Source organism: uncultured Bradyrhizobium sp., from assembly GCF_947648125.1.
Classification (GTDB): domain Bacteria; phylum Pseudomonadota; class Alphaproteobacteria; order Rhizobiales; family Xanthobacteraceae; genus Bradyrhizobium.
This window is the reverse complement of the sequence record NZ_CANSMR010000005.1, coordinates 175898-198264: the sequence shown is the minus strand read 5'-3', so window position 1 is coordinate 198264 and position 22367 is coordinate 175898. Positions and strand designations below refer to the sequence as shown.

At 61.2% G+C, this 22367-nt stretch carries 16 protein-coding genes; 8 read left to right on the top strand and 8 right to left on the bottom strand.

Annotated elements, in window-relative coordinates; translation table 11 throughout:
- Nucleotides 1-213: 213 nt before the first annotated feature.
- Nucleotides 214-2997: a UPF0182 family protein gene (locus Q0030_RS12430; RefSeq protein ID WP_298367031.1), complete on the top strand. Its 2784-nt coding sequence runs from the start codon at nucleotides 214-216 to the stop codon at nucleotides 2995-2997.
- Between the two features lie 175 nt (nucleotides 2998-3172).
- On the opposite strand, the gene Q0030_RS12425 is transcribed toward Q0030_RS12430, so the two are convergent.
- From Q0030_RS12425 to Q0030_RS12415, 3 genes are read right to left on the bottom strand one after another with little or no spacing between them, the layout of a single operon-like run.
- The gene (locus Q0030_RS12425; RefSeq protein ID WP_298367029.1) at nucleotides 3173-3724 is read right to left on the bottom strand and encodes a TadE/TadG family type IV pilus assembly protein; all 552 of its coding nucleotides are present in this window, start codon (nucleotides 3722-3724) and stop codon (nucleotides 3173-3175) included.
- Nucleotides 3721-4278, bottom strand: a complete 558-nt coding sequence (locus Q0030_RS12420; protein WP_298367026.1) for a TadE/TadG family type IV pilus assembly protein — start codon at nucleotides 4276-4278, stop codon at nucleotides 3721-3723. The genes Q0030_RS12425 and Q0030_RS12420 overlap by 4 nt, the downstream gene beginning before the upstream one ends.
- 11 nt (nucleotides 4279-4289) lie before the next feature.
- Nucleotides 4290-5813, bottom strand: a complete 1524-nt coding sequence (locus tag Q0030_RS12415; RefSeq protein WP_298367025.1) for a pilus assembly protein TadG-related protein — start codon at nucleotides 5811-5813, stop codon at nucleotides 4290-4292.
- Nucleotides 5814-6205: 392 nt separating this feature from the next.
- Between Q0030_RS12415 and Q0030_RS12410 the strand changes: the two genes are divergently transcribed.
- Nucleotides 6206-6796 carry a site-2 protease family protein gene (locus tag Q0030_RS12410; RefSeq protein ID WP_298367022.1) on the top strand — a complete coding sequence of 197 codons (591 nt, stop codon included), beginning with the start codon at nucleotides 6206-6208 and terminating at the stop codon, nucleotides 6794-6796.
- Between the two features lie 234 nt (nucleotides 6797-7030).
- On the opposite strand, the gene Q0030_RS12405 is transcribed toward Q0030_RS12410, so the two are convergent.
- Complete coding sequence (locus Q0030_RS12405) at nucleotides 7031-9340, bottom strand: tetratricopeptide repeat protein (protein WP_363323452.1); 2310 nt, start codon at nucleotides 9338-9340, stop codon at nucleotides 7031-7033.
- A gap of 363 nt (nucleotides 9341-9703) precedes the next feature.
- A complete protein-coding gene (locus Q0030_RS12395; RefSeq protein ID WP_298367020.1) occupies nucleotides 9704-10999 on the bottom strand; it encodes an MFS transporter in 1296 nt (431 codons plus the stop codon).
- 94 nt (nucleotides 11000-11093) lie between these two features.
- On the opposite strand from Q0030_RS12395, the gene Q0030_RS12390 reads away from it, so the two are divergent.
- Nucleotides 11094-11690: a TetR/AcrR family transcriptional regulator gene (locus Q0030_RS12390; RefSeq protein ID WP_298367018.1), complete on the top strand. Its 597-nt coding sequence runs from the start codon at nucleotides 11094-11096 to the stop codon at nucleotides 11688-11690.
- 225 nt (nucleotides 11691-11915) lie between these two features.
- On the opposite strand, the gene fabF is transcribed toward Q0030_RS12390, so the two are convergent.
- Nucleotides 11916-13178, bottom strand: a complete 1263-nt coding sequence (fabF, locus tag Q0030_RS12385; RefSeq protein WP_298367016.1) for a beta-ketoacyl-ACP synthase II — start codon at nucleotides 13176-13178, stop codon at nucleotides 11916-11918.
- A 437-nt stretch (nucleotides 13179-13615) separates the two neighbouring features.
- Here fabF and Q0030_RS12380 point away from each other — a divergent pair, with 437 nt between their 5' ends.
- The 4 genes from Q0030_RS12380 (at nucleotide 13616) to Q0030_RS12365 (ending at nucleotide 18471) form a co-directional block, all read left to right on the top strand.
- Nucleotides 13616-14581 (top strand): CarD family transcriptional regulator, encoded by a 966-nt coding sequence (locus Q0030_RS12380; RefSeq protein WP_298367014.1) that lies wholly within the window; start codon nucleotides 13616-13618, stop codon nucleotides 14579-14581.
- Nucleotides 14582-15047: 466 nt separating this feature from the next.
- Nucleotides 15048-17216: a hypothetical protein gene (locus tag Q0030_RS12375; RefSeq protein WP_298367011.1), complete on the top strand. Its 2169-nt coding sequence runs from the start codon at nucleotides 15048-15050 to the stop codon at nucleotides 17214-17216.
- A 269-nt stretch (nucleotides 17217-17485) separates the two neighbouring features.
- Nucleotides 17486-18007, top strand: coding sequence for a hypothetical protein (locus Q0030_RS12370; RefSeq protein WP_298367009.1), 522 nt, complete (start codon nucleotides 17486-17488; stop codon nucleotides 18005-18007).
- The gene (locus tag Q0030_RS12365; protein WP_298367006.1) at nucleotides 18004-18471 is read left to right on the top strand and encodes a hypothetical protein; all 468 of its coding nucleotides are present in this window, start codon (nucleotides 18004-18006) and stop codon (nucleotides 18469-18471) included. The genes Q0030_RS12370 and Q0030_RS12365 overlap by 4 nt, the downstream gene beginning before the upstream one ends.
- Nucleotides 18472-18600: 129 nt before the next feature.
- Here the strand turns inward: Q0030_RS12365 and Q0030_RS12360 are convergent, their stop codons facing one another.
- Together Q0030_RS12360 and Q0030_RS12355 are read right to left on the bottom strand one after the other, a co-directional pair.
- Complete coding sequence (locus Q0030_RS12360) at nucleotides 18601-18867, bottom strand: HGGxSTG domain-containing protein (protein WP_298367004.1); 267 nt, start codon at nucleotides 18865-18867, stop codon at nucleotides 18601-18603.
- Nucleotides 18864-19523 carry a hypothetical protein gene (locus Q0030_RS12355; RefSeq protein ID WP_298367001.1) on the bottom strand — a complete coding sequence of 220 codons (660 nt, stop codon included), beginning with the start codon at nucleotides 19521-19523 and terminating at the stop codon, nucleotides 18864-18866. The genes Q0030_RS12360 and Q0030_RS12355 overlap by 4 nt, the downstream gene beginning before the upstream one ends.
- Before the next feature lie 420 nt (nucleotides 19524-19943).
- On the opposite strand from Q0030_RS12355, the gene Q0030_RS12350 reads away from it, so the two are divergent.
- Complete coding sequence (locus Q0030_RS12350; protein ID WP_298366999.1) at nucleotides 19944-22265, top strand: molybdopterin guanine dinucleotide-containing S/N-oxide reductase; 2322 nt, start codon at nucleotides 19944-19946, stop codon at nucleotides 22263-22265.
- The last annotated feature ends 102 nt before the right edge of the window (nucleotides 22266-22367 follow it).

Genomic DNA, 22367 nt, shown 5'->3' with positions numbered 1-22367 from the left:
AATGTTCGCTATTCCACAACATTATCCGACACGACTCCGTCCGCGAGCGTCTTCCTGCTCGACAACGGATTGATCGTGCGGGCCCATCAGCAGGGTTTGCCGCCTTGCGCTCATTCGCCGTCCCGGCGACGGAGCTTCGAATCGCTCCTTGGCGGGGCAATCCCGACCACGAATCAAGCGGCGGGCGTCTCTCATTTCCGCTATGATCAAGCCATGACGATCGGGATTACCGGACCCGGCCGGAAGGTACCACGGCAAAGTGGCGTGGTCAGGCTGATCGTTGCGGCCGTCGTCATCACGATTTGCCTGATCCTGCTCTCGTTCGCGAGCGACTTCCTGGTCGATTGGCTGTGGTTTGCCTCGATCGGCTACCTGCAGGTTTTTTTGACTGCGATAGTCGCCAAGGCGATCGTCTTTTCCGCCGTCTTGGCGGCGACCGCCGTCGTCCTCTGGCTGAACGGAGTGCTGGCGGCGCGGTTTGCCATGCAGCGGCCGCCACAGAACCCAGCCGCGCCGTGGAACGTGGCGGGTGTTGCGCCGCCCCCCGATCTGTCCGTAATGCTGCGCGATCGACTAACACGGCCGTGGTTTATCGCGCTCGGTGCGGGTTTGCTCGGCGTGCTGGTTGCCGCAAGCGAAGCCGGCAATTGGGGTATCTTCCTGCAGTTTCTCTACCAGGTGCCCTATGGCGCGGAGGATCCGCTCTACAACAAGGACATCGGCTTCTATCTCTTTTCACTACCCGCCTATATCGCGATCAAGAACTGGATGCTGCTCGCAATCATCCTGAGCGCGCTGTTTGCCGGAGCGATCTACTGGGCGCGCGGCGACATCGAGTACGATGTTCACAACCGATCAATTTCGTCGACGGTGATCGCGCATGGCTCGGCGCTGGTTGGCCTTCTGTTCGCGGTGAAGGCCTGGTCCTATGGTCTCGACCGCTATCTGCTGCTCTACGGCGACAATGGTGTCGTGGTCGGGGCAAGCTACACCGATGTCCATCTGGGGCTGCCGGCTCTGTGGCTGATGATCGGGCTTTCGATTATCGCGGCGTTCGTCGCATGGGCCAATTTGCGCGCCCGCACCTACCGGCTCCTTGCCGCCGGGTTCATCCTCGTCGGCGTCGGCTCTGTCGTGCTATCGAGCATCGTCCCTTTGCTGTTCCGGCACTTCGTCGTCAAACCGACGGAGTTGCAGCTGGAGAAGCCCTACATCGAACGCAATATCGCTCTCACCAGGCAGGCCTATAATCTCGACCGGATCGCAGCCAAACCGTTTGCAGCCGAACAGAGGCTGACCTTCAAGACGCTGGAAGCGAACAGGGCCACCATCGACAATATACGACTCTGGGACTGGCTGCCGCTGTCGGATACCTACGCGCAGCTGCAGGAGATCCGCACCTACTACAAATTCCATGACTTTGACGTCGATCGCTATTGGCTCGACGGCTCCTACCAGAGCGTGATGCTCTCGGCCCGCGAATTGCGGGCCTCGCTGTTGCCCACGAATGCGCAGACCTGGGTCAACCGCCACGTGCTGTTTACGCACGGCAACGGCGCGGTGATGAGCCCGGTCACCCGCAAGACCACAGAAGGACTGCCGTTCTTCTATTTGCGGGATATTCCGCCCGTTGCGGACGGCGGTCCCAAGATCGCCGAACCGCGCATCTACTTCGGCGAAGAGAGCGACGACTACGTCATCGTCAAGGCCAGCATCCCCGAGTTCGATTATCCGAAGGGGAAAGACAACGTCTATGCGGCCTACGACGGCAGCGACGGCGTGCCGATCGGAGCATTGGGATGGAGAACGCTGTTCGCCTACTACTTCAATGACGCGAACCTGGTCCTCTCGAGCTACATCACGGCCGACAGCCGGATCATGATCCGGCGCAATATCACAGAACGTATGCGCACGATCGCTCCATTCCTCAGGCTCGATCATGATCCCTATCTGGTCATCAGCAACGGGCGGATGTTCTGGATGCAGGATGCCTACACCACGAGCTCCTATTTCCCCTCCGCGCAGCCTGTGCCGGAGCTCGGTCTCAACTACATCAGGAATTCGGTGAAAATTGTTGCGGATGCCTATAACGGGACGGTCGATTTCTATCTGATCGACCCACGCGACCCCATTGCAGCGACCTACCAGCGTATCTTTCCGAGCCTGTTCAAGCCGTTCACGGCCATGCCGGCGGATTTGCAGAAGCACATTCGCTATCCGGAAGATCTGTTTCTGATTCAGGCGCGGCTGTATCAAACCTATCACATGGAGCAGGCCGAAACTTTCTATAACCGAGAGGACTTCTGGCAGTTTCCGCGACAGCCGGGCGGCGATGGCACTTCGGTGATGACCCCCTATTACATCATCATGCGGCTGCCCGGCGAGCCGCAGGCCGAGTTCTTCTTGATGCTTCCCATGGTACCGAGCCGTCGTGACAATATGATCGCGTGGCTCGCGGCGCGTTGCGACGCGCCCGACTACGGCAAACTGATTGTCTACGAGTTCCCCAAGGACAAACTTGTCTACGGGCCGTTTCAGATCGAGGCACGGATCAATCAGAATACCGAGATCTCGCAACAACTCACGCTGTGGAATCAGATGGGCTCGCGGGTGATACGCGGTGCGAACCTGCTGGTGATCCCGATCGAGAACTCAATCCTTTATGTCTCGCCGCTCTATTTGCGCGCTGAGCTTGGACACCTGCCGGAGCTGAAACGCGTGATCGCAGCCTACGGTGAGCATGTCGTGATGAAGGAGACGCTCGCTGATGCCCTGGCCGCATTGTTCGCGGAGCCCGGTGCGGTGCCGGCGGTTTCAAGCGCAACGGAAACGGTGTCGCCTGCGGGCGGGACGGCGAGCCCGGCGCAGCAGGCGCTCGACCATTACAATCATGCGGTGGAGCGATTGAAGGCCGGAGACTTGAAGGGTTTCGGCACGCAGTTCGATGCCCTGCGCGGGCCCCTGGAGGAAATGAACCGGCGCTCCGTCGGTCACTAAGGGCGCGGGGAATCGTGAGCGCGGACGCGCGCCTCAATTGGGTGCGGTTAAAGGTTACATTTCAATTTTAATGACATAAGAGTTCGCAGTTTTGTTCTGGACGGCCCGCCATTCAGAATAAAATCGCGAAAAAAATGCAGGTTGGCGGAATCGGCGCGCCTCGGCTCGCGATGTCTCAGCTGCACGGATACTGAACGACGGAGGAAACGCGCGGAAACAGATAGTAGCTCTCGGCGATCGGGACCGTCCCGCTAATCGTATAGCCAAGGTTGGGCGTGTATTGAAACGTGACCTCGCCAAGTATCAACGATATGTTGGCGGGCGAGGGAGTGCCGAGTGCTGACGGCAAGGTCATCGGCTGACCTGCCGGCCGCGGGGATCCGTTGAGCGCCTTACTCCAGGTCACGGTTGCTTTGCCATTGGCGTCCGTGGATACTTCCGACACCGTTACCGTTGCGCTCCCGGCGGAATAGGGAGCGATCGTCACCGAGGACGCGCCAAGCATGGTGCTCAGCGCCGAGTCGGTGACGCATGCGTTGCGTGATACCAGGTCCGCGACCGTGTGAGCGGTCTGACTGACCTTGACGCTGATCGCGAGCGCGTTTCCGAGTTCGACGCCGCCCACAAAGAGCAGCAGCATGAACGGCAGCACGATGGCGAATTCCACCGCGGCCACGGCGCGAATGTCGACCCATAAATTCCGGACGCGATGAACGCTCAGGCTCATGAGTTGATAAAGGCCTCGTTCTTGAAAGCCATAGACGCCATTATAAGGCGGTTGCCGTTCGAGAGATTTGACAGATTAAAGCCGAGTGGACCCAGGACAACCGGCCACTGATACATCACCCGCACGACTACGATGTCACCGGGATTGCCGGGGTTGAATTGCCAGGTGTTCGTCACGTTTCCGTTGCTGTCGAAGGTCAGCGATGGCGCGCCCGCGTTCGCCGAAGTCCATGCGCCGGCCACCTGGACGTCGATCATCAGCTTGCTGCAGTTGAACAAGATCACAACGTTGGAGCAGACCGTCTGGGCAAATTGGCTCTGGGTCAAGTTCTGGGCCTGCGCCTGCCCTGTCAATATCGTCCGGCTCGATTGGATCACCACCGTTTCCAGGGCCTGCTGGGCAAAGAAAACCACGAAGGTCTGGATCAGGGCGACCAGCAAGGCGATGAACGGCGCCCCGACTAGCGCGAACTCGACCGCGGTTGCGCCCTTCCGGTCGGCGAAGAACGTGTGCCAGCGGCGTTTGGTCATGGGCGCGGCGTGCGTGGCGGTCATGACTGCTTTCTCTACTGAGTCAGACGGGGGTCGGACGCGACCTTAAGGAACAGCGCCTGGAGTGCGCCCGTGATGTCGCCTCCAGTCTGGACCTCGGTGTACAAACCCGGCGAGGCGCAGGATTGCAGATTTGTCTCGATCTGGCTGGGCGTCCCGTTATAGGGGTGGACCCATTGATCGTACCAGGCGTTGCTTTTATGGAGCGCCGCGTCGTCATACTGGGTGTAGAGCACCGCGATCCGGATATTCCTGTTCTTGATGGTGGTGCAGATCGTGGGGTCTAGCGGCTGCTGGCAGCGCTTGCCGGTGAGAGTCTTGTTGCAGGAGCCCGTGTACGGGTCGGTCGAAATGTTCACGTCCTCAACGCCATCGGTCACGAGAAACACCACTGCCTGTGGCGTATCGTTAGCGACGTTGGTGCCATTCCCCGGGGTCGGCATGATCTGGTTGAGACCGCTCAGCGCACCCGCGATGCTGGTGTCGGCGTCGCTATTATTGTTCGACGATGTTAGCCAGTTGTTCTTGTACACGGGCAGGACTTGAATACTGGAGGCTGCATTCTGGATAGTCGCCACCGTGTAGCTCGTCGTCGAGGCGGGCGTCACGGGAGTTCGCACCACTCCAGGTTTTCCGGAAGGCGCGAAGATCGGCGAACTACTGTTCAACTGATAATCGAACGAATAGATCGCGACCCCGTAAGTATTTCTATTGATGTTCGATATCTGGTAGGCGGTATTCATCAGTGATTGGACTGCCTGCGTCACCAGATCGATGCGTAGCGTGAGGCTGAGGCTGCGGGCGAGGGCGTAGTTGTCTTGATTGGCGCCGCCCGGATTTCCCAGATTGTCCGCGGAAGGATTGGTTTCGTGGCACGCGAATCCGCACCCCTTGGTGCCGGTTGAGTCGACCTGCTTTTGCGTGTTGGCGATCAGCGTGTTGATGTCACTCGAGGTCGCGCCGATGGCCATCGAAGGCGAAGCGTCCAGCAAGAGATAGAAGTTGATGTTGGGTGCGCTCTGGTTGCGTGTGCCTGACTGGCCTGCGAATGGCCAGTTCGCCTTCTGGAGCACGGCCGGGAAGGCGTTGCTTGACGCCGCGTTGTAACAGACCTGGACGTTGCGAACGACCTGGTTGTTTGAGTTGACGGCGTCAGTATAGACCGAGTCCGTGCCGGGGCAGGGGGCGTAGGTGCAGTAGCCCGTTGTGGCGTCGGGTTTGCTGCAATTGACCGCGACCGTGAGAGTTGGCTTTCCGGCCAGGTTGCCGTTGTTCACCAGAGGATTGGCGGTGATGTTGAAAACGTTCTTTGCGGTAGCCTGGGCGACCTGCGGGCTCTGTTGCATCATCGCCGAGGTGACCGCGGCGACCGCGGCAGCATCAGTGGCGGCGTCGAGGTTGACCTTCATGTGCTGCTCATGCGTGTAATCCAGCGCCATGCCGAGTAGAAAGATAGTCGGAAACATCGCGAGCGCAAAGATCACTGCGACGTTAGCCGCGCAGTTTCCAGCGAAACGTAGCATCAAGCGGCGGAGCATAATCTTCGTCCCAATTGCCACCAGTCGCTGCGGCAGAGGCGCTTCTCGCATTTGCAAACAGAGGGCCGGAGAAAGCGCAGCCTTCTTATCCGCCGATCGGTTTCGGCAGAGCTGCAATATTAGGATACCCTCTTAAGCAATGCTTACTTGCAATGCGTGAACATTGGGCCGCTAAAAATCAGAGGCCACAAATCAAGGCGGCTTCATTAACGAAGGCTGAATGTCGAGAACTGAAAATGAGAGTGTCAGGGAAGAGATTCTAAGGGAAGGCACGATTCTATCTATCGAAGCTCACGGTGCCAAAAATGACGTGTGGCTGTAACTCCTGAAAACAGTGCCTATTTTGCTTCGGCCTGACGGCCTCCTGGTGGCGACGGACTGGACGTGGTCACGTGTATTTGGATTGCTCGATATTGGCTGTCGGAGCGTTGGGGGTCCTCCTCGTCCATGAGCTTGGCCATCTTTTGATGGCGCGCTCTTTCGGATTTTGTGTGGCAGCGCTGAGCGTTGGACTCGGACCCGAAATTTTTGGTCACACTGACCGATCGGGAACGCGCTGGAAGATGGGAGCCTTGCCGATCGGAGGCAGTTGCGTGCTTTCCGATGCTGCCAACCGGCGGTCGTTCTCGACAGCGTCGTTGGCGCAACGAGCATTGATCTACGCGGCAGGACCGTTTCTCAATTTGGTGCTGGCCGCGATCGATTTTGTTGCGATCGACTTTGAGGGGGGCGGGTCTGCTTTTGTCTCGCTCGATATGAGGCTGGAGGTGCTGATTGGAGCGTTCTCCGCTTCCGTCGGCTTGTTCAATCTCCTCCCCATCTTGCCATTGGACGGAGGTCGCCTCCTTCTCATCGCATTCGAAGCTGTCCGCGGCAGGCGGGTCGGCGAGAGAGAAGAGAAGCGTCTGCTGCGGATCGGCTTGTCAGTCCTCGCGAGCACCACTGGCGTGTCGGTCCTCTTCTTGTTCAAGGTAATCGGCTGATCTGTCCCGCAGGCGCTCGCCGCCTCCCTCAGACACCTCCTCGAATAGCTGACATTGTTCGGCGGGATAGGACGCCGTGAGGTCAGCGCATGCACGACAAACTTGGAGCCCGACGAGCTCTTGATTGAGGACACCAGCTGCCGCTCAAATCCATCCCCTGATCGCCGCGCTTGATTGACTATCGCTTCGGGCAGTGACGACCCAGGGCTGCGAAAGTTGGCGACGCAGCAACGATCACGCTGGGACGACGATATGGTCCGGCGCCATGCCCGCCCGGTGGCGCTCATGCATCGCGGTGTAAGCGGCCTCGATATGCCGGGTGAAACGTTTGGTATCGAACAACGGTGTCGTCAGCCGATTGGCCGCCAGCCTGGTTCTGAGCGCCGCGAGCCTCGAAGGATCGGTCGCAAGATCGACCGCCATGCGCTCGTAAGCCTCCGGCGATTCCGCAATGAGCTCGGGCAGCCCGATCGCATGGAGCAAGCTTCCCGCGACCCGACTGGCAAACGTGTCGCCGAGAATGGTCAGAACCGGCAGGCCGGCCCATAGCGCATCGCTGGCGGTCGTGTGGGCGTTGTAGGGAGTGCTGTCGAGGAACAGGCCGGCGAGGCGATGGCGTGCGAGATGGTCGGGTATCGACAGGCGCGGTGCGAACACGAGGCGCTCCGCAGCGACGCCACGCGCGACCGCCTCCTTGCGCAGATTTGCGGCAGCGCGGGCGTTGCCTTCGAGCAGCCACAACATGCTGCCCTCGACGCGGCCGAGAATCCTCATCCACCGATCGAACATGTCAGGCGTGATCTTGTGGTTGTTGTTGAAGCAACAGAACACGAAGCCCGTCGGTGCCAGCCCGACCTCGCCGCGCGTAAACACGCGATCGGCAATGACCCGCTTGTCGTCGTTGGCCTGATAGCTGCCCGGCAGGGCGACCACCTTTTCGCTGTAGAATTCGCGATGGTGATCCGGGATCACGGTACGGTCGGCGATGATGTAGTCGATGAACGGGGCACCGAGCGTTCCCGGATAACCCAGATAATTGACCTGGATGGGGGCAGGCCGACGGCCGAGGACTCTGGTGCGGGATCCCGCGGTAAAGCCTTTCAAATCAACCAGGATGTCGATTTCCAAGCGTCTGATCAGGTCGGCGACCTCATCGTCGTTCATGTCCCGGACCTCGACAAATCGATCGAACGACACCTCCAGCCGTCGGCGCATCTCCGTAGGGTCGTTGGGCGACCACGAGATTGCCACCGTCTCGAATTTCGACCGGTCGTGGCACTCGAACATCCCTGCCATCAAAAGCGATGTCGCGTGGTTGCAAAAATCCGACGAGAAATAGCCGATGCGAATTCGATCATGATGGTAGCGCTCGCCCCGCCAGCGCTGTCTTTCAGACGGTGGATGATTCTTTGCGGTCCATCGCGTGGCGCAGAGCAGTTGGTCGGCGGCCGATGAAGGAACGCTACAAAACAGAAATGGCGGCGTCGTCGCGTCCCGATTCCTGATCGACTCGATCAATTGGCTGCACTCGGCATCGAAGTCGACCCAGTCGCACATGTGGGATTTGGCGTGTAGACGATAGCCTTCGATCTCGGCCTGGTCCGGTTTGAGCCCAATAGCCTTGTTATAGGCAGCGAGTGCCTCGTCATAGCGCGCCAGAGTGGATAGAACCTTGCCGCGGTTGGCGTAGGCAGCCGCATCGTCGCCCTTGTACTGGATCGCCTTGTCGATGCTGGCGAGCGCCGCCTCAACATGCCCGAGCTTCAACAGCGCCGTGCCGCGGTTGTTGTAGGCCTCGGCATAGTCGGGCCGCAGCGCGATCGCTTTGTCGTAGCTTGCAATTGCCTCTTCGAGACGATCCAGTTTGATCAGCACGTTGCCGCGGTTGTAACACGCACCGGCAATTCCCGGCGCCCGATCGTAGCTCGCGAGCGCATCATCGAACCTCTCGAGGTCATTGAGCGCATTGCCACGATCGTTGTGTGCACCGGCATCGTTGGGCTTGAGCGCGATCGCCCTGTCCAGGCTCGCCAGGGCCTCCTCGAGCCGCTCCAGCTTTCTCAGCGCGGCGCCCCTGTTTCGATGGGCATCTGCATGGTCAGGCACCAGCGCGATCACGCGATCGTAGCTTGCGAGCGCTTCTCCGTGGCGTCCAAGCTCCGCGAGCGTAAGTCCGCGATTGTAGAGCGCCGGCGCAAGGTTTGGCTTGAGCGCGATCGCCCTGTCGAAGCTTGCGAGCGCGTCGTCGATGCGACGCAAATCGCGCAGCGCATTGCCGAGGTTGTTGTGCGCGTCCGCGACGTTGCCGTTGAGTCCGATCGCTCGCCGGATCAGGTCGACGCCGCGCTGGCTGCGGCCGGTCTGTGCGGAAATCAGGCCCAGCAGATGCAGCGCATCGAAGTTGCTTGGCTGCTGCCTAAGAATGTCTTCATAGATCTTCTCCGCTGCCGCCAGCTGTCCCCGTTGATGCAGCGCGACGGCCTGCGCGAAGGCGAGCTGCAAGGCGCTCGAACTGGACTTTTGAGCTTCACCTGTTTCGGGCATCCGGCTTCTTCAAACGCTCTAGGGTCCGATCCGGGTTTTCAAAAGCAGTTGCAACAAGCGGGTCAAGAGCTTCAGGCCTTGAGCTTCAAGTCTTGGCCCTCACGCTACCCGACATGTCGGATGCCCCGCGATGTGGATCGCCCGTCCATGAAAGGTTGAAAAACTGGCAGATCGCTCTCGATTGCGCAACGGCTTCCAGGAATAATTCGAGGAATAGTCGGGCCGAAGCGGGTGGTCCTTGGCCGGCCCGCCGCTTGATATCTGTTTTGCCGCGAAAGCAACCGGCGGGCGTGGGACGCCCACTCGTGATGGGCGACCTGCGCGTCCGCCGGAAAGCCGGGCTGGTTCTCAATCGGCGCGTGCTCACGCCGTGGCGAGCACCGGTTGCGCCGGCCGTTTCGTGATCATCAGTGACAGGGCGGCCGCGACGATGCCGGTGAGGCCTGCGATCATGAAGGCCTGCAGATAATCGCCCTGGGCCGAGCGCATGAAGCCCGCGAAGAACGCGGCGCAGGCGGCGCCGAGCTGATGGCCTGCCACCACCCAGCCGAACACCAGCGGCGCGTTCTTGTCGCCGAACGCCTCGTAGGCGATGCGCACGGTCGGCGGCACGGTCGCGATCCAGTCGAGACCATAGAACACCGCGAACACCGACAGGCTCACAAGCGAGAAGTCCGAGTAGGGCAGGTAGATCAGCGACACGCCGCGCAGCCCATAATACAGGAACAGCAGCTTGCGCGGATCGAAGCGGTCGGTGAGCCAGCCCGAGAACGTGGTGCCGAACAGGTCGAAGAACCCCATCAATGCGAGCAGGCTCGCCGCTTGCACCTCGACGATGCCATGGTCGCCGCAGAACGCGATCAGATGGGTGCCGACGAGGCCATTGGTGGTAAAGCCGCAGATGAAGAAGGTGGCGAACAGGAACCAGAACGCCCGCGTCTTCGCGGCGCGCGCCAGGTTTAAGAACGCGGCGATGAACGGATTGCCCTCCGCCGGTGGCGCCGCATGATCGTCGTGCTGGCTGCCGAACGAGCGCAGGCCCACCGACGCCGGCCGCTCCGGCACGAGAAAATACACCAGCGGAATCAGCGCCGCGCAGCACGCGGCCACCGTCAGCACCACCGGCTGCCAGCCGCCCCATTCCACCAGCGCCGCGAGGCCCGGCATGAAGATCAGCGTGCCGGTCGCGGTCGACGCCGTCAGCAGCCCCATGACGAGGCCGCGATTGGTGGTGAACCAGCGATTGACGATGGTAGCGCCGAGCACGTTGGCGACCGCGCCCGAGCCGATGCCGGAGAGCAATCCCCAGCTCATGAACAGCTGCCACGGGGCGGTCATGAAATAGCTGGCGCCGGTCGAAGCCGACGTCAGCACCAGCGCGCCCAGCACCGTGCGGCGGATGCCGAAGCGCTGCATCACGGCCGCGGCGAACGGGCCCGCCAGGCCGTAGAGGAAGATGCCAACCGCGGCGGATGAGGAGATCACACCGACGTCCCAGCCGAAGGCCTTTTGCAGCGGCAGCATCAGCACGCCCGGCGTCGCGCGCAGGCCGGCGGACGCGAGCAGCGCCAGGAAGATCACGGCGACGACGACGAACGCGAAGTTCTGGCCGAACGGCCGCCGCGAGGTGGGGGCGGCTTGAATGGAGGTGTCTGGCATGTTACTTACCGGTACGTATTGCGATGCGGCATGTATACGTACCGGTAAGTAACATTGTCAAGCGTGCCGTGTGTAAAATCCGTAAGGAGCCGTCATGAAGAAAGCCACAGAGCCCGCTGCGGAACGTCCGGTCCGGGCCGCCGACCGGATCCGCGCCTCCGCGAGCGAGCTGTTCTATCGCGAGGGCATCCGCGCCGTCGGCGTCGATGAGGTGGTCGAGCGGGCCGGCGTCACCAAGCCGAGCCTCTATCGCAGCTTCGCGTCCAAGGACGATCTCGCCGCCGCCTATATGCGCGATTACGACCTGGATTTCTGGGAGAAGTTCGAGAGTCCCGGCGGAAAATCCTATCACGACGCGCGCGAGCACGTGCTCGCCTATATTCGTGTGCTGTCGACGCGCGCGGTGCGCAAGGGCTATCGCGGCTGTGGCCTCAGCAACGCCACCGTGGAATATCCGGCGCGAGACAATCCCGCGCGGCAGGTCGCCGAAGCCCACAAGAAGGTGTTTCGCAAGCGCCTGCGCGAGCTCGCAGCCGCCATGGGCGCGCGTCACCCCGCCGTGCTCGGCGATGGCCTGCTGCTGCTCATCGAAGGCATCTACGTCACCGGCCAGCAGTCCGAAGAGGGGCCGGCGCAGTCGGCGCTGACGGTGGCCAAGCTCTTGATCGATGCGAGCGTGGCGAAGGCGTGAGGGGGATGCGACGTTGGAGCTGCGTCGAAGGTTCACCTCTCCCTTGGGAGCGCAGGGTGAGGGGTTACGGTCTCTCGTGAGACCTGCGGCCCCTCACCCGATTTGCTCGGCAAATCGACCTCAGAGCGAGCTTCGCTCGTCTCGACAGAGCGAGCTTTGCTCGTCTCGGCAGAGCGAGCTTCGCTCGTCTCGACCCCGCCGGGGAGAGGTGAGCCGCCGGCCGCCTCACGTCCAGCGTCGAAACACCAGACTGGCGTTGACGCCGCCAAATCCAAAACCGTTCGAGATCGCGTGTTCGATGTCCATCGGCCGCGCGACGTTGGCGACGAGGTCGATGCCCTCGGCAGCCGGATCGGCGTTTTCCAGATTGAGCGTGGGCGGCGCGACCTGATCGCGCAGCGCCAGGATCGTGAAGATCGCCTCGACGCCGCCGGCAGCTCCAAGCAGATGTCCCGTCGCCGACTTGGTCGCGCTGACGGCAACGCTTCCCTCGCGCCCGAACACGCGCTTGATGGCCTCTAATTCGCTGAGATCGCCGACCGGCGTCGAGGTCGAATGCGCGTTGAGATGCTGGATCTGGTCGGGCTGCAAGCCGGCCTGCCGCAGCGCCGCCTCCATCGCCCGCCGTGCGCCGTCGCCGTCTTCGGGACCTGCGGTGATGTGATAGGCGTCCGCCGTCGTGCCGTAGCCGGTGAGCTCGGCGATTGGCCTGGCGCCGCGCCGCAGCGCATGGTCGAGCTCCTCGATCACGAGCACGCCTGCGCCTTCGCCCATCACAAAACCGTCGCGGTCGCGGTCGAACGGCCGCGACGCCCGGGCCGGCGTGTCGTTGAACGACGTCGACAGCGCCCGCGCCGCGGCAAAGCCGCCAAGGCTCACCGGATCGATGCAGGCCTCCGCGCCGCCGCAGATCGCAACGTCCGCTTCGCCCGACCTGATCAGCCGCGCGCCGTCGCCGATCGCCTGCACGCTCGCCGCACAGGCGGTCGCCGGCGCGCCGATCGGCCCCTTGAAGCCGTATCGAATCGTGATGTGCCCGGCCGCGAGATTGGCCAGGAAGGAGGGAACGGTGAACGGCGACAGCCGGCGCAGGCCGCTCCTCTCCGCGGTGCGCACGGCGTCCGCGATCGCGGGAAACCCGCCGATCCCGGATGCGATCACGGTCGCGGTGCGCGCCTGCGCATCCGCCTCGGCCGGCATCCAGCCGGCCTGCGCCACGGCCTCGCTTGCCGCGAGCAGCGCGAACAGGATGAACCGGTCCATCTTCTTCTGATCCTTGCGCGGCGCCGCGCAATCCGGATCGAACCCGCCCTCGGCGTCGGCGGCCTTGTCAGGAACCTGTCCCGCGACCCGCCCCGGCAGCGCCGCCGCCCACTCGGGCAATGCGCCAAGCCCGGACCGCCCCGCCAGCAGCCGCGACCACACCAGTTCGGTGCCACAGCCCAGCGGCGACACCGTCCCCAGGCCCGTCACAACAATTCGACGCATGGTGCTCCTGTCGCGCCCTTCGTGTGAACCGGCGTGGCCGGGACGCGAGACTGCCCGGGCGTCGGGTCCATTTTATATGACGATTGTCATGTATTGACTCAAGAGGCTGGACGTCAAGGTGCTGACTTCTCTCTCAACGCTCCCTTCGCCTGGCGGTTAGAACGCGGCTCTCTGAAGGTTGAAGTAGGGAGGGCGATTCCGCTAGGGAGCGCCAGAGCCGACCTCTAGAAGCATTGATAAATCAAAAAACTTCACGCAAGTTATCGCTTTGCCGTCAAGTAGGAGCCCTTGGCGGTAGTTTTGATGCGCGCGCCGACGGGCCTGATCAACTTAGATCAAATCAACATCCGGCGCGAGGCGCTTGTTTCGGAATCTCTGTGATTCCGTTTTGCATACTTGTGCCTGGTGGTTGCGGCGGCGACGAAGGAGACTGCACCGTGTTTAGCTGGACGCGCAAAAGACCTGAGATTCCGGCGGATATGGTCCGATTGGAGAGTGAACCTTTTGATGAGTGGGGTGAACCGATCTGGAACGACGAGATTGAAGCGCTTACGCACGCACGTGGAAGCGATTTCCTTGCGCCATTTCTGGTCGAACTCTCTCCGGGAATGTGCTTGGGCGGCTATCTTGCGAAGGCGCAATGGGCGAGCACTGCGCGAAGTTACGCCGCGAACGCCGTCTTGGTGGCGCGCAAGAACGAGGAGCTGAAAACTACCGTATCTATCGTGGCCCCGGCGTGTCACCATGACGGCTTGGAACTGCAGGCCTACACGCAACGTCTGACTGCCTCCCTACCAAAGGAGCATGTCGCCAATCTCGTGCACACACTCCGAGGTCTATGCGAACAGGCGCATGCTCAGGAACTCCTCAAAGCGAGCAGCAAGCCTGCTGTTGCCACTGCGGCACCGAAAGAAGTGCCGAGCTTACCCATACGTGAGCGCAACGGATTCGCCGTCAATGAGTTCATCGTCTACCCCGCCCATGGCGTAGGCCAGATTGTTGCAATCGAGAGCCAAAACATAGCAGGGGCGGAGCTAGAATTGTTCGTCATCAGCTTCGTGGAAGGAGGCATGACCTTGCGTGTGCCAACGGCCAAGGTGGCAAACGTTGGTATGCGTAAGATTTCCAGTTCAGCTCAGATTGAAGCTGCTCTTTCGGTCTTGACCGGTTGCGATGGTGACCATCGGCAGCAAATGACACAGCGCCTAAGCCGCATCGAATCTGGTGATATCGTCGAACTCTCCCATGTCGTCCGCGAGTTGCGACCGTCGCGTGGCCGCGACGAGATGTATAGGGCGGCGTTCGGACGACTTGTTAGTGAGGTTTCCGTGGCGCGACATCTCACATACGACGAAGCCAAGAACGAACTTGAACGATATCTCAGCAGCTCAAGCGAGGATTGAGCCACATATTCAATTTTAGTGACACTGCTTTTAACCCCTCGCGGGCAATTTAGTGCACTGTCACCGTAATTGCCGGCGCAGTCGGCGCTGACGGTGGCCAAGCTGCTGATCGATGCGAGCCTGGCGAAGGGGTGAGGTGGGTGGAGGGCCTAGCAGCGAGCGGCAGAGCCGATGGGCAGGTCCGTTCGAGTTTTATATCACGATTTCAATGATATATGAGGTCGCAGCTTCATTCTGGGTGGTGCGTCAGCGGTTCCAAAAGCGCTGATAATCCAAGAACATCCTGCAAATCACCCTTTAGATTGCATGCAACGTGCTTTTGGATTCCTAGGGATTCCACTTTCGCATAGCTGTTAAGTCTGCATGCCTGTGGCTATCGTCTGGTCGAATCAATCATTTCGACAACCTGTGGGCGTCTCTCGGTCAGGTAGAGGTGGCGTGGCGCTCGCGGCGGCTTGGGGGAAGCATGTCAGGAGTAACAAGGCGCGCACTGCGCGTTTACGCTGCGCTCAGCGAATTGCAGCCGGGGCAGCAGGATGTCCTTGATGCAATCCTTCCATTCTTTGAGCCCATCTTAGAGAAGATGAATGGTCGTTTTTTTGACCCGCGTCTTTTGGCTCTCGGTGTTCGAAAGGTGTATCGATGGCGCTTTACCACTGACATTGCCAATACCTTAACGCCTCGATTGCTCAAAGCTGGCTACTTGAAGGAGGCGGCTCGAAAGGGGCAGCAAGCCGCATACATCGTCACGTACGAGAGCAAAGCGACAGATGAGGTTGGAATCGATCGTGTCCTAAAGGAAATCATCGACGAGTTTGAGACGTTCTCGCCACATCTAAGTGAGCTGCTGAACTACAAGCGAACCCGGCAAGACCTTACTGATATTCTGATACGATTCTTGGTCTCGCTCGATGCCTACAATCCGGCGTCATTCAGCAACGAGCTTGCACGGCTCAAACTCGACAATGACGATACGCGAATACTCGCCGAGCTTGAGGAGGGAGGCGAGCCCCTTCCGAGCGATGACCGATATATGGCGGCAAGGTTCGTTCAGCACATCTGCGAGAAGCGCGCAGACGCGGTGCCAAATTTGGCTCAGCTCGCGTCCATTGGGCTGCTAACCGAGGTCGTCGAGGATTTCGTTAGACCGGTTGGAATTGAAGGTCGCGTTAATTTGACAGTAGCGGTTGACGCGCCATTAGCGCTCGACTTTTTGGGGTGTTCAGGAACAGTTCTAAAAGAAGACGTGCGAATGATCTTCGACGCTCTCAAGGGCATAGGCTGCAACCTCGTTGTGTTCCCAGTAACGTGTGATGAAATTCGCAGAAATCTCACCAGCATGCTTTCGCTTCCTGATGTGCGGCGTCATGGCTATACGCACGAGGCGATTCTTAAGCGCGAGGTCATGCCCGAATACGTCCAGGCTGTAGCGAATGATCCGCAGCGTGCGCTGGACCGCGCGGGTATCACAGTTCTGCCAATTGACCTAAAGCAACGACCGGACACGCACCGATACTTCACCGACGCGCTCTACGAAGATTACTTTTCTTCAATCAATTGGGTTCATGACGTTGCACCGAGGGAGCACGATGCGGCAAGCCTTGCTCTCACTATGCGCCTAAGAACAGGCAGGCACAGCGGTGACATTTTTCAGTGTGGCTACATTTTCGTCACGCGCAATCCGCGCTTCGTGCAGCACTCGCGCCAATATTGTCTTGCAAGCCGACTTCTGTACGAAACTCAAGAAAATCCGGTCATACATCAGCGTGAACTGGCAACAGTTGCGTGGCTAAGAACGGGGCTCGGTGTCGCCGAACGCATACCTCGCGGACAATTGCTGGCCGCATGCGAGCGCGTGCTGCGGGTTCGGGGCGAGGTGCGGGACGCGGTTGCTGAGCGCTTGAAGGAGTTTACGCCTGAGAAGATGGAGGAATTTGAGCTCCTTATCAGTGATCACCGTAGTCTTCGCCGCTTGGCCGATCAAACGCTCAACAATGAGAAGGTCGTCACGGCTGACAATGCGGCAGAGCTTTTAGAGGCGATGCGGCAAGCTACCATAGCTGAGGAGAAGAAAGCTTTTGACGCACAGCTGGCCGCCCAAGAAGCCGAGCATCTCAGACTTGATGCTGCTCAAAGAGCAGAGCATCTCAGAGTTGAGGAAGAACGTGCCGCTGAGGCAGAGAGTCTGCGCGCGAGCGCCGAGATAATTGCTTTACAGCGAGATTCGGCGCTCAATGCGGCTATGTCGCTCCGAACGTCGCGAGAGGCTAGTGTGCACGCTATCGCAAAATGGACGACTAGAACAGTGCGCATATTCGACCTCATCGGAACTGTCACCATTCTGCTATTCGCTGGAGGAGCGGTGCTGAACTATTTTTCCGGCTGGCTAACTAAGTCCTCGCCATTGTCGATTGTGTTCGGCGTCCTGCTTGGTCTGTTCGGTATCTATCACGGGGTTATGAATGCGTTGGAGCGGCCCAAGATTGGTCTGGCCTCGCTTCTAGACGGGTTGGCCCGAATCTTTCTAAGGCGGAGGTTGGAAAGGGCAGGTCTTGCCGAAGCGGTAAATCTCGAGGCAGTGAAGTTCTCGAATGGGCGGATCAGTGTGCCCCCTGCTGCGATCAAGGCGGACTGAGGATTGTCGATTTGTGCCTGTTTTACCCGGCCCGAATTACGGTGACAGTGCACTTAAACTCCTCGTTGGCGATTCAGTACACTGTGACCGCAATTGCCTGTCACAGAGATTAGCGTGTTTCACTTACGGGGTGCAGTCCAGCACTGTTACCGTGATTTAGAAACGCTAAATCTGGTGCATTTGTCGCGATGAGCAATCGAAAGTACTGGCCGAAAAAAGCGCGCTCGCTATAGTAGATCGTAATTCAGTTCGCAATTTTTTGGACCACGATGGTTTTCAGGATCATCTTTGCGGCCGTCTGCGTCGCGTTTTTCACCGCCTCAGCCAGGGCGGACACGGACAGCCTCCAACCAATCACCTTTGTCTCGGTGCGAGCTGACATTAAAAAGTCACTCGCAAAGATGGCTATCAAGGATGACGTCGTTCCGGCTGGCTGTTTAGACGGAGGTCAGGACAAGCGAACCGTCTGCAACTTCAAGATCGGCAGCGTGCTTGGCATGATGGTCGAATCCAAGAAGGGCGAGAAGAATGTGGTCGCGATCACAATGATTTGCAGCGGCGCGCAAGGTGCAGCGGATGTCGCGAAATGCCTGCTCGGTTACAGCGCGCTGATTGCGGCAACCACGCCAGAGCTCAATGAGTCTGCACGCGGCAAGATCGTCTCGACGTTGATGAGCGGACTTGATGTTGGCAACGAGATCAGTGTTCAAACTGATGAACGGAAGTTTCTGCTGCAGAAATCTTTAGGGCTGTGGTTTCACGTGATCGCAGCGGATGGTGAGGGAAATTGATCACAGTGCCAGCGGAGCCGTTGCCCCAAGATCCGGAAGATCGTCTGGCCTACGCCGTATCCCTAATGGAGGGGGCAGCCGCGATCGCGGCTGCTCATCACAGGAGCACGCGCAGACCACACATACTTCCTTTCTTTTTGCTGATTGGATTCGCGCTAGAGAACGGGCTCAAGGCATACCTGCAATACGCTGGCGTCGATAAGACGAAAAAGATCGATCGTCCACCCTTGGCGCACAATCTAAATCAATTGCTTGAACTCGCTGTCGACGCAGGCCTTATTCTCTCGCCGAATTCGATAAAGGTGATCGACAGCCTGAGTGAATATCATCTGCAACATCAGTTTCGTTATCCAAAGAACTCCGGGACCGTCGAAGTATTCTCTGACGAATTCACATACGGCCGGACCGATGACACGTTGGCGTCGATTGCTCGCGCGATCAATTATCTGCCGCAACTGCGGTGACAGTGCACTCAAATATCTGTCGTCGCTGCGATCTATCTCAATCTCGGCTTCGGTTCAACCCGGGCCGGGCGGATCACGCTCGGACGATCTCTGAATCGCGCATATAGTTAGCGCACGCACCGCAACTAATCACTTCATCCCCTCCAGCACCTTCCGCACCTCCCCCAACACCTCCCGTATCCGCCTTCGCTCTTCGATCGCATCCCTGGTGAACAGGCCGTGCTTGCGCGCGTTCCGGTTTGCCCTTGGCGCACCGGATCCCTTGGCGCCGCCGTGCATGCGGCAGCGCGTCTTGCCGTGCACCGCCGGCGCGCGGCACGCGCCACTGCTGCGGGTCTTGGCGCCGCAGCGCGGGCTCGCCCGCATCGGGCTGGTGGTTCTGACGTGACCGCTCATGCCTGCGCGTCCTGCCTGGCATCGGCAGCGTCCTGCCGTTGCCTGGCGTCCGCGGGCCTCGGTGCCCGCGCCGCGGAGGCCGGGGTCTGGTCGGAGACGATCACGCTCGCATGCTGGGTGACGGTGCCGACGATGGCGTTGCCGCCGTCCTCCACCTTCACATTCTGCACGGTGATGGCGGGCTCGCGCTGGCTGCGATAACGATTCAGCGCGTCGATCTGGGCGGGAAAGGTGCGGGTGAGCCGGCCGAGCGCCCGCGCGGCGCTGTCGTGCTGGGCGAGGTCGTTGGCATGCGCGAGGTGATGGGCGCAGCGCATCGCCATCACATGCACCGACACCATCTGCGCCACCAGCATGGCCTCGACGGAATCCCGCGGGCCAATGCTCTTCACCATCGAGATCATGAAGGCGAGGTTGACCTCGCAGGCCTTGCCGCCGCTCACGCTGGCCTTGACCAATTGCCGCAGGATGCCGTCCATCGCCTCGCGATCGGCGGCGCCCAGCGCGTTCGCCATCAGCGCTTCGCCGAGCTTCCGGTCGGGGTGGTCGATGGCGAATCCGCGCCGCGAGAGTTTTATGCGCGGTGTCGCGGCGGCTTGGCACTGGCCGTTGGCGGCGGGCATCGTCGGCACGGTGATGTCAGGTGCAATGGTCATGTCGATGGTCTCCGGAGCGCGCGCGGCACGCGCGCAGGCGATCACTCGCTGCGGGTGCCGGTGCGATTTGAATTGTGGGGAGGGGTTTCGGTCGCAAGCGCAATCGTCGCCCCGTTGTTGGGGGCGAGGGGGCGCTTGCACGATTTCGGAATATTGGAAAAATACCCCTGAGTTGCCCGACGTGTCAAGTTGACCTGTCGAACGCCGGCGGCCCGCCCGCTACTGTGCATGGGGTTGTTTTCGATATTTTGGCTGCGCGCCCCTGCGGCGGGGTGCTCCGCCACCGTCGCCGCAGTTATGCCGGCAAGGCACGGGGCGATATCCGGTCAGCGGGTACCGCGCGCCGATTGGATCACTATACTGGCCGACGCGTTGCGACCGGCGTGGCCTGACCGCCGGCCCGCGGATGAAGGAAACTCGATGAGCGAAACCATTGGCTACCCTGATCCCGGCCTCGATCTGTCCGATGGTTTCAAGCCGCATACTTCGCATTGGGGCGTGTTCTCGGCGCGGCTCGGCAAGGCGGGCCTCGAGGTCCGGCCCTATGGCGGCGATCCCGATCCGAACGGCATCATCAACAACTTCCCCGGCGCGCTGCGCCACCAGGCGCGCATCGCCCAGCCTGCGATCCGCCGCGGCTGGCTCGAGCGCGGTCCCGGTCCGGACGATCGTCGTGGCCGCGATGACTTCGTCTCCGTCAGCTGGGAGCAGGCGCTCGATCTGCTCGGCGGCGAGCTCGCGCGGGTTCGCGACACGATCGGCCCGGGCGCGGTGTTCGGCGGCTCCTATGGCTGGTCGAGCGCGGGCCGCTTCCATCACGCGCAGAGCCAGGTGCATCGCTTCCTCAACGTCGCACTCGGCGGCTATGTCCGTTCGGTGAACTCCTATTCCTCGGGCGCGTCCTCGGTGCTGCTGCCGCAGATCCTGACCGGCTACGAGGACATCACCAAGCGCAACGTCACCTGGGAGCAGATCGCGGCCGAGACCGACATCGTGCTGGCGTTCGGCGGCATGGCGCTGAAGAACTCCATGGTGGCCGGCGGCTCGATCAGCAAGCATGTCGAGCGCGGCGCGATGGAAGCGGCGCAGCGGCGCGGCTGCCGGTTCATCCTGGTCAGTCCGCTGCGCGACGATCTGCCTGTCGAGGCCGGCGCCGAATGGCTGACGGCGACACCCGGCACCGACACCGCGCTGATGCTCGGCATCGTCCACACCCTGGTCAGCGAGGGCCTGCACGATCAGGCGTTCCTCGATCGCTACACCGAGGGCTGGCCGGTGTTTTTGCGCTATCTGACCGGCGAGTCGGATGGTGAGCCCAAGAGCGCCGCATGGGCCGCGGCGATCTGCGGCATCGACGCTGATGCGATCAGCACGCTGGCGCGACGGCTTGCCGGGCGGCGCGCGCTGATCACCGTGTCTCACTCGCTGCAGCGCGCCGAGCATGGCGAGCAGCCGGTGTGGATGGGCATGGTGCTGGCGGCAGCGCTCGGCCAGATCGGCCTGCCCGGCGGCGGCTATGCCTATTCGCTCGGCGCGATCGGTTATTACGGGCGTCGCGTCAATGCGGTGCCCGGACCGACGCTCGGCCAGGGGCGCAACGGCGTCGCCGACTTCATTCCGGTGGCGCGCATCGCCGACATGCTGCTCAATCCCGGCACCGCCTATCGCTACAATGGTGAGACGCGCACCTATCCGGATATCCGGCTGGTCTATTGGGCGGGCGGCAATCCGTTCCACCATCACCAGGACCTCAACCGCCTGCGCAAGGCGTTTGCGCGGCTCGACACGCTGGTGGTGCATGAGCTCGCCTGGACCGCGACGGCGCGCCACGCCGACATCGTGCTGCCTTCGACGATGACGCTGGAGCGCGAGGACATCGGCTATTCCAGCAACGATCCGCTGATGGTCGCCATGCACCGCATCGCCGAGCCGTTCGGCCTCGCCCGCGACGACTACGAGATCTTCGCCGATCTCGCCGAGCGGTTAGGGGCCCGCGAGCCCTTCACCGAAGGGCGCTCCTCGCGGCAATGGCTGGAACATCTCTTTGAGCCGACCCGCAAGGCGCTCGCCGCGCGCGGGCTCGAGGCCCCTCACTTCGATGAATTCTGGGCGCGCGGCAGCCTGGTCGTGCCGCAACATCTCGACGACGGCGGCTCGCTGCGCCGTTTCCGCGAGGACCCGGTCGCGCGGCCGCTGCCGACGCCGAGCGGGCGCATCGAGATCTTCTCGCAGAAGATCGCTGACCATGGCGATGCGGATTGTCCGGGCCATCCGGTCTGGCTCGCGAAGACCGATACGCCGACATCTGGCTCGCCGTGCTTCCTCGTCGCCAACCAGCCGGTGACGCGGCTGCACAGCCAGCTCGACTTCGGCGGGCACTCGCTGGAGGCCAAGCATCGCGGCCGCGAGGTCGCGCGCATGAACCCGCACGATGCCAAGGCGCGCGGCATCGCCGATGGCGACATCATCCGCATCTTCAATGCGCGCGGCGCCTGCCTTGCCGCGGTGCATGTCACCGACAGCATCGCGCCCGGCGTGGTGCAGCTGCCGACCGGCGCCTGGTACGATCCGATGGACCCCGAGGAGGAGGCGCCGCTCTGCGTGCACGGCAATCCGAACGTGCTGACCCGCGACGTCGGCACGTCATCCTTCGCGCAGGGCTGCACCGGCCAGCTCACCACCGTCGAGGTGGAGCGCTTCAACGGCAATCTGCCGCCGATCCGGGCGTTCGATCCGGCGTAATTTCACCGCCGGATCACGAACAAATCATCTGTTGGCGCTGGATGGCGCCCAGCCGTTCGGCTACGGCATCACGACGTCGCCCCCGAGTTCCGGATTTGCCAA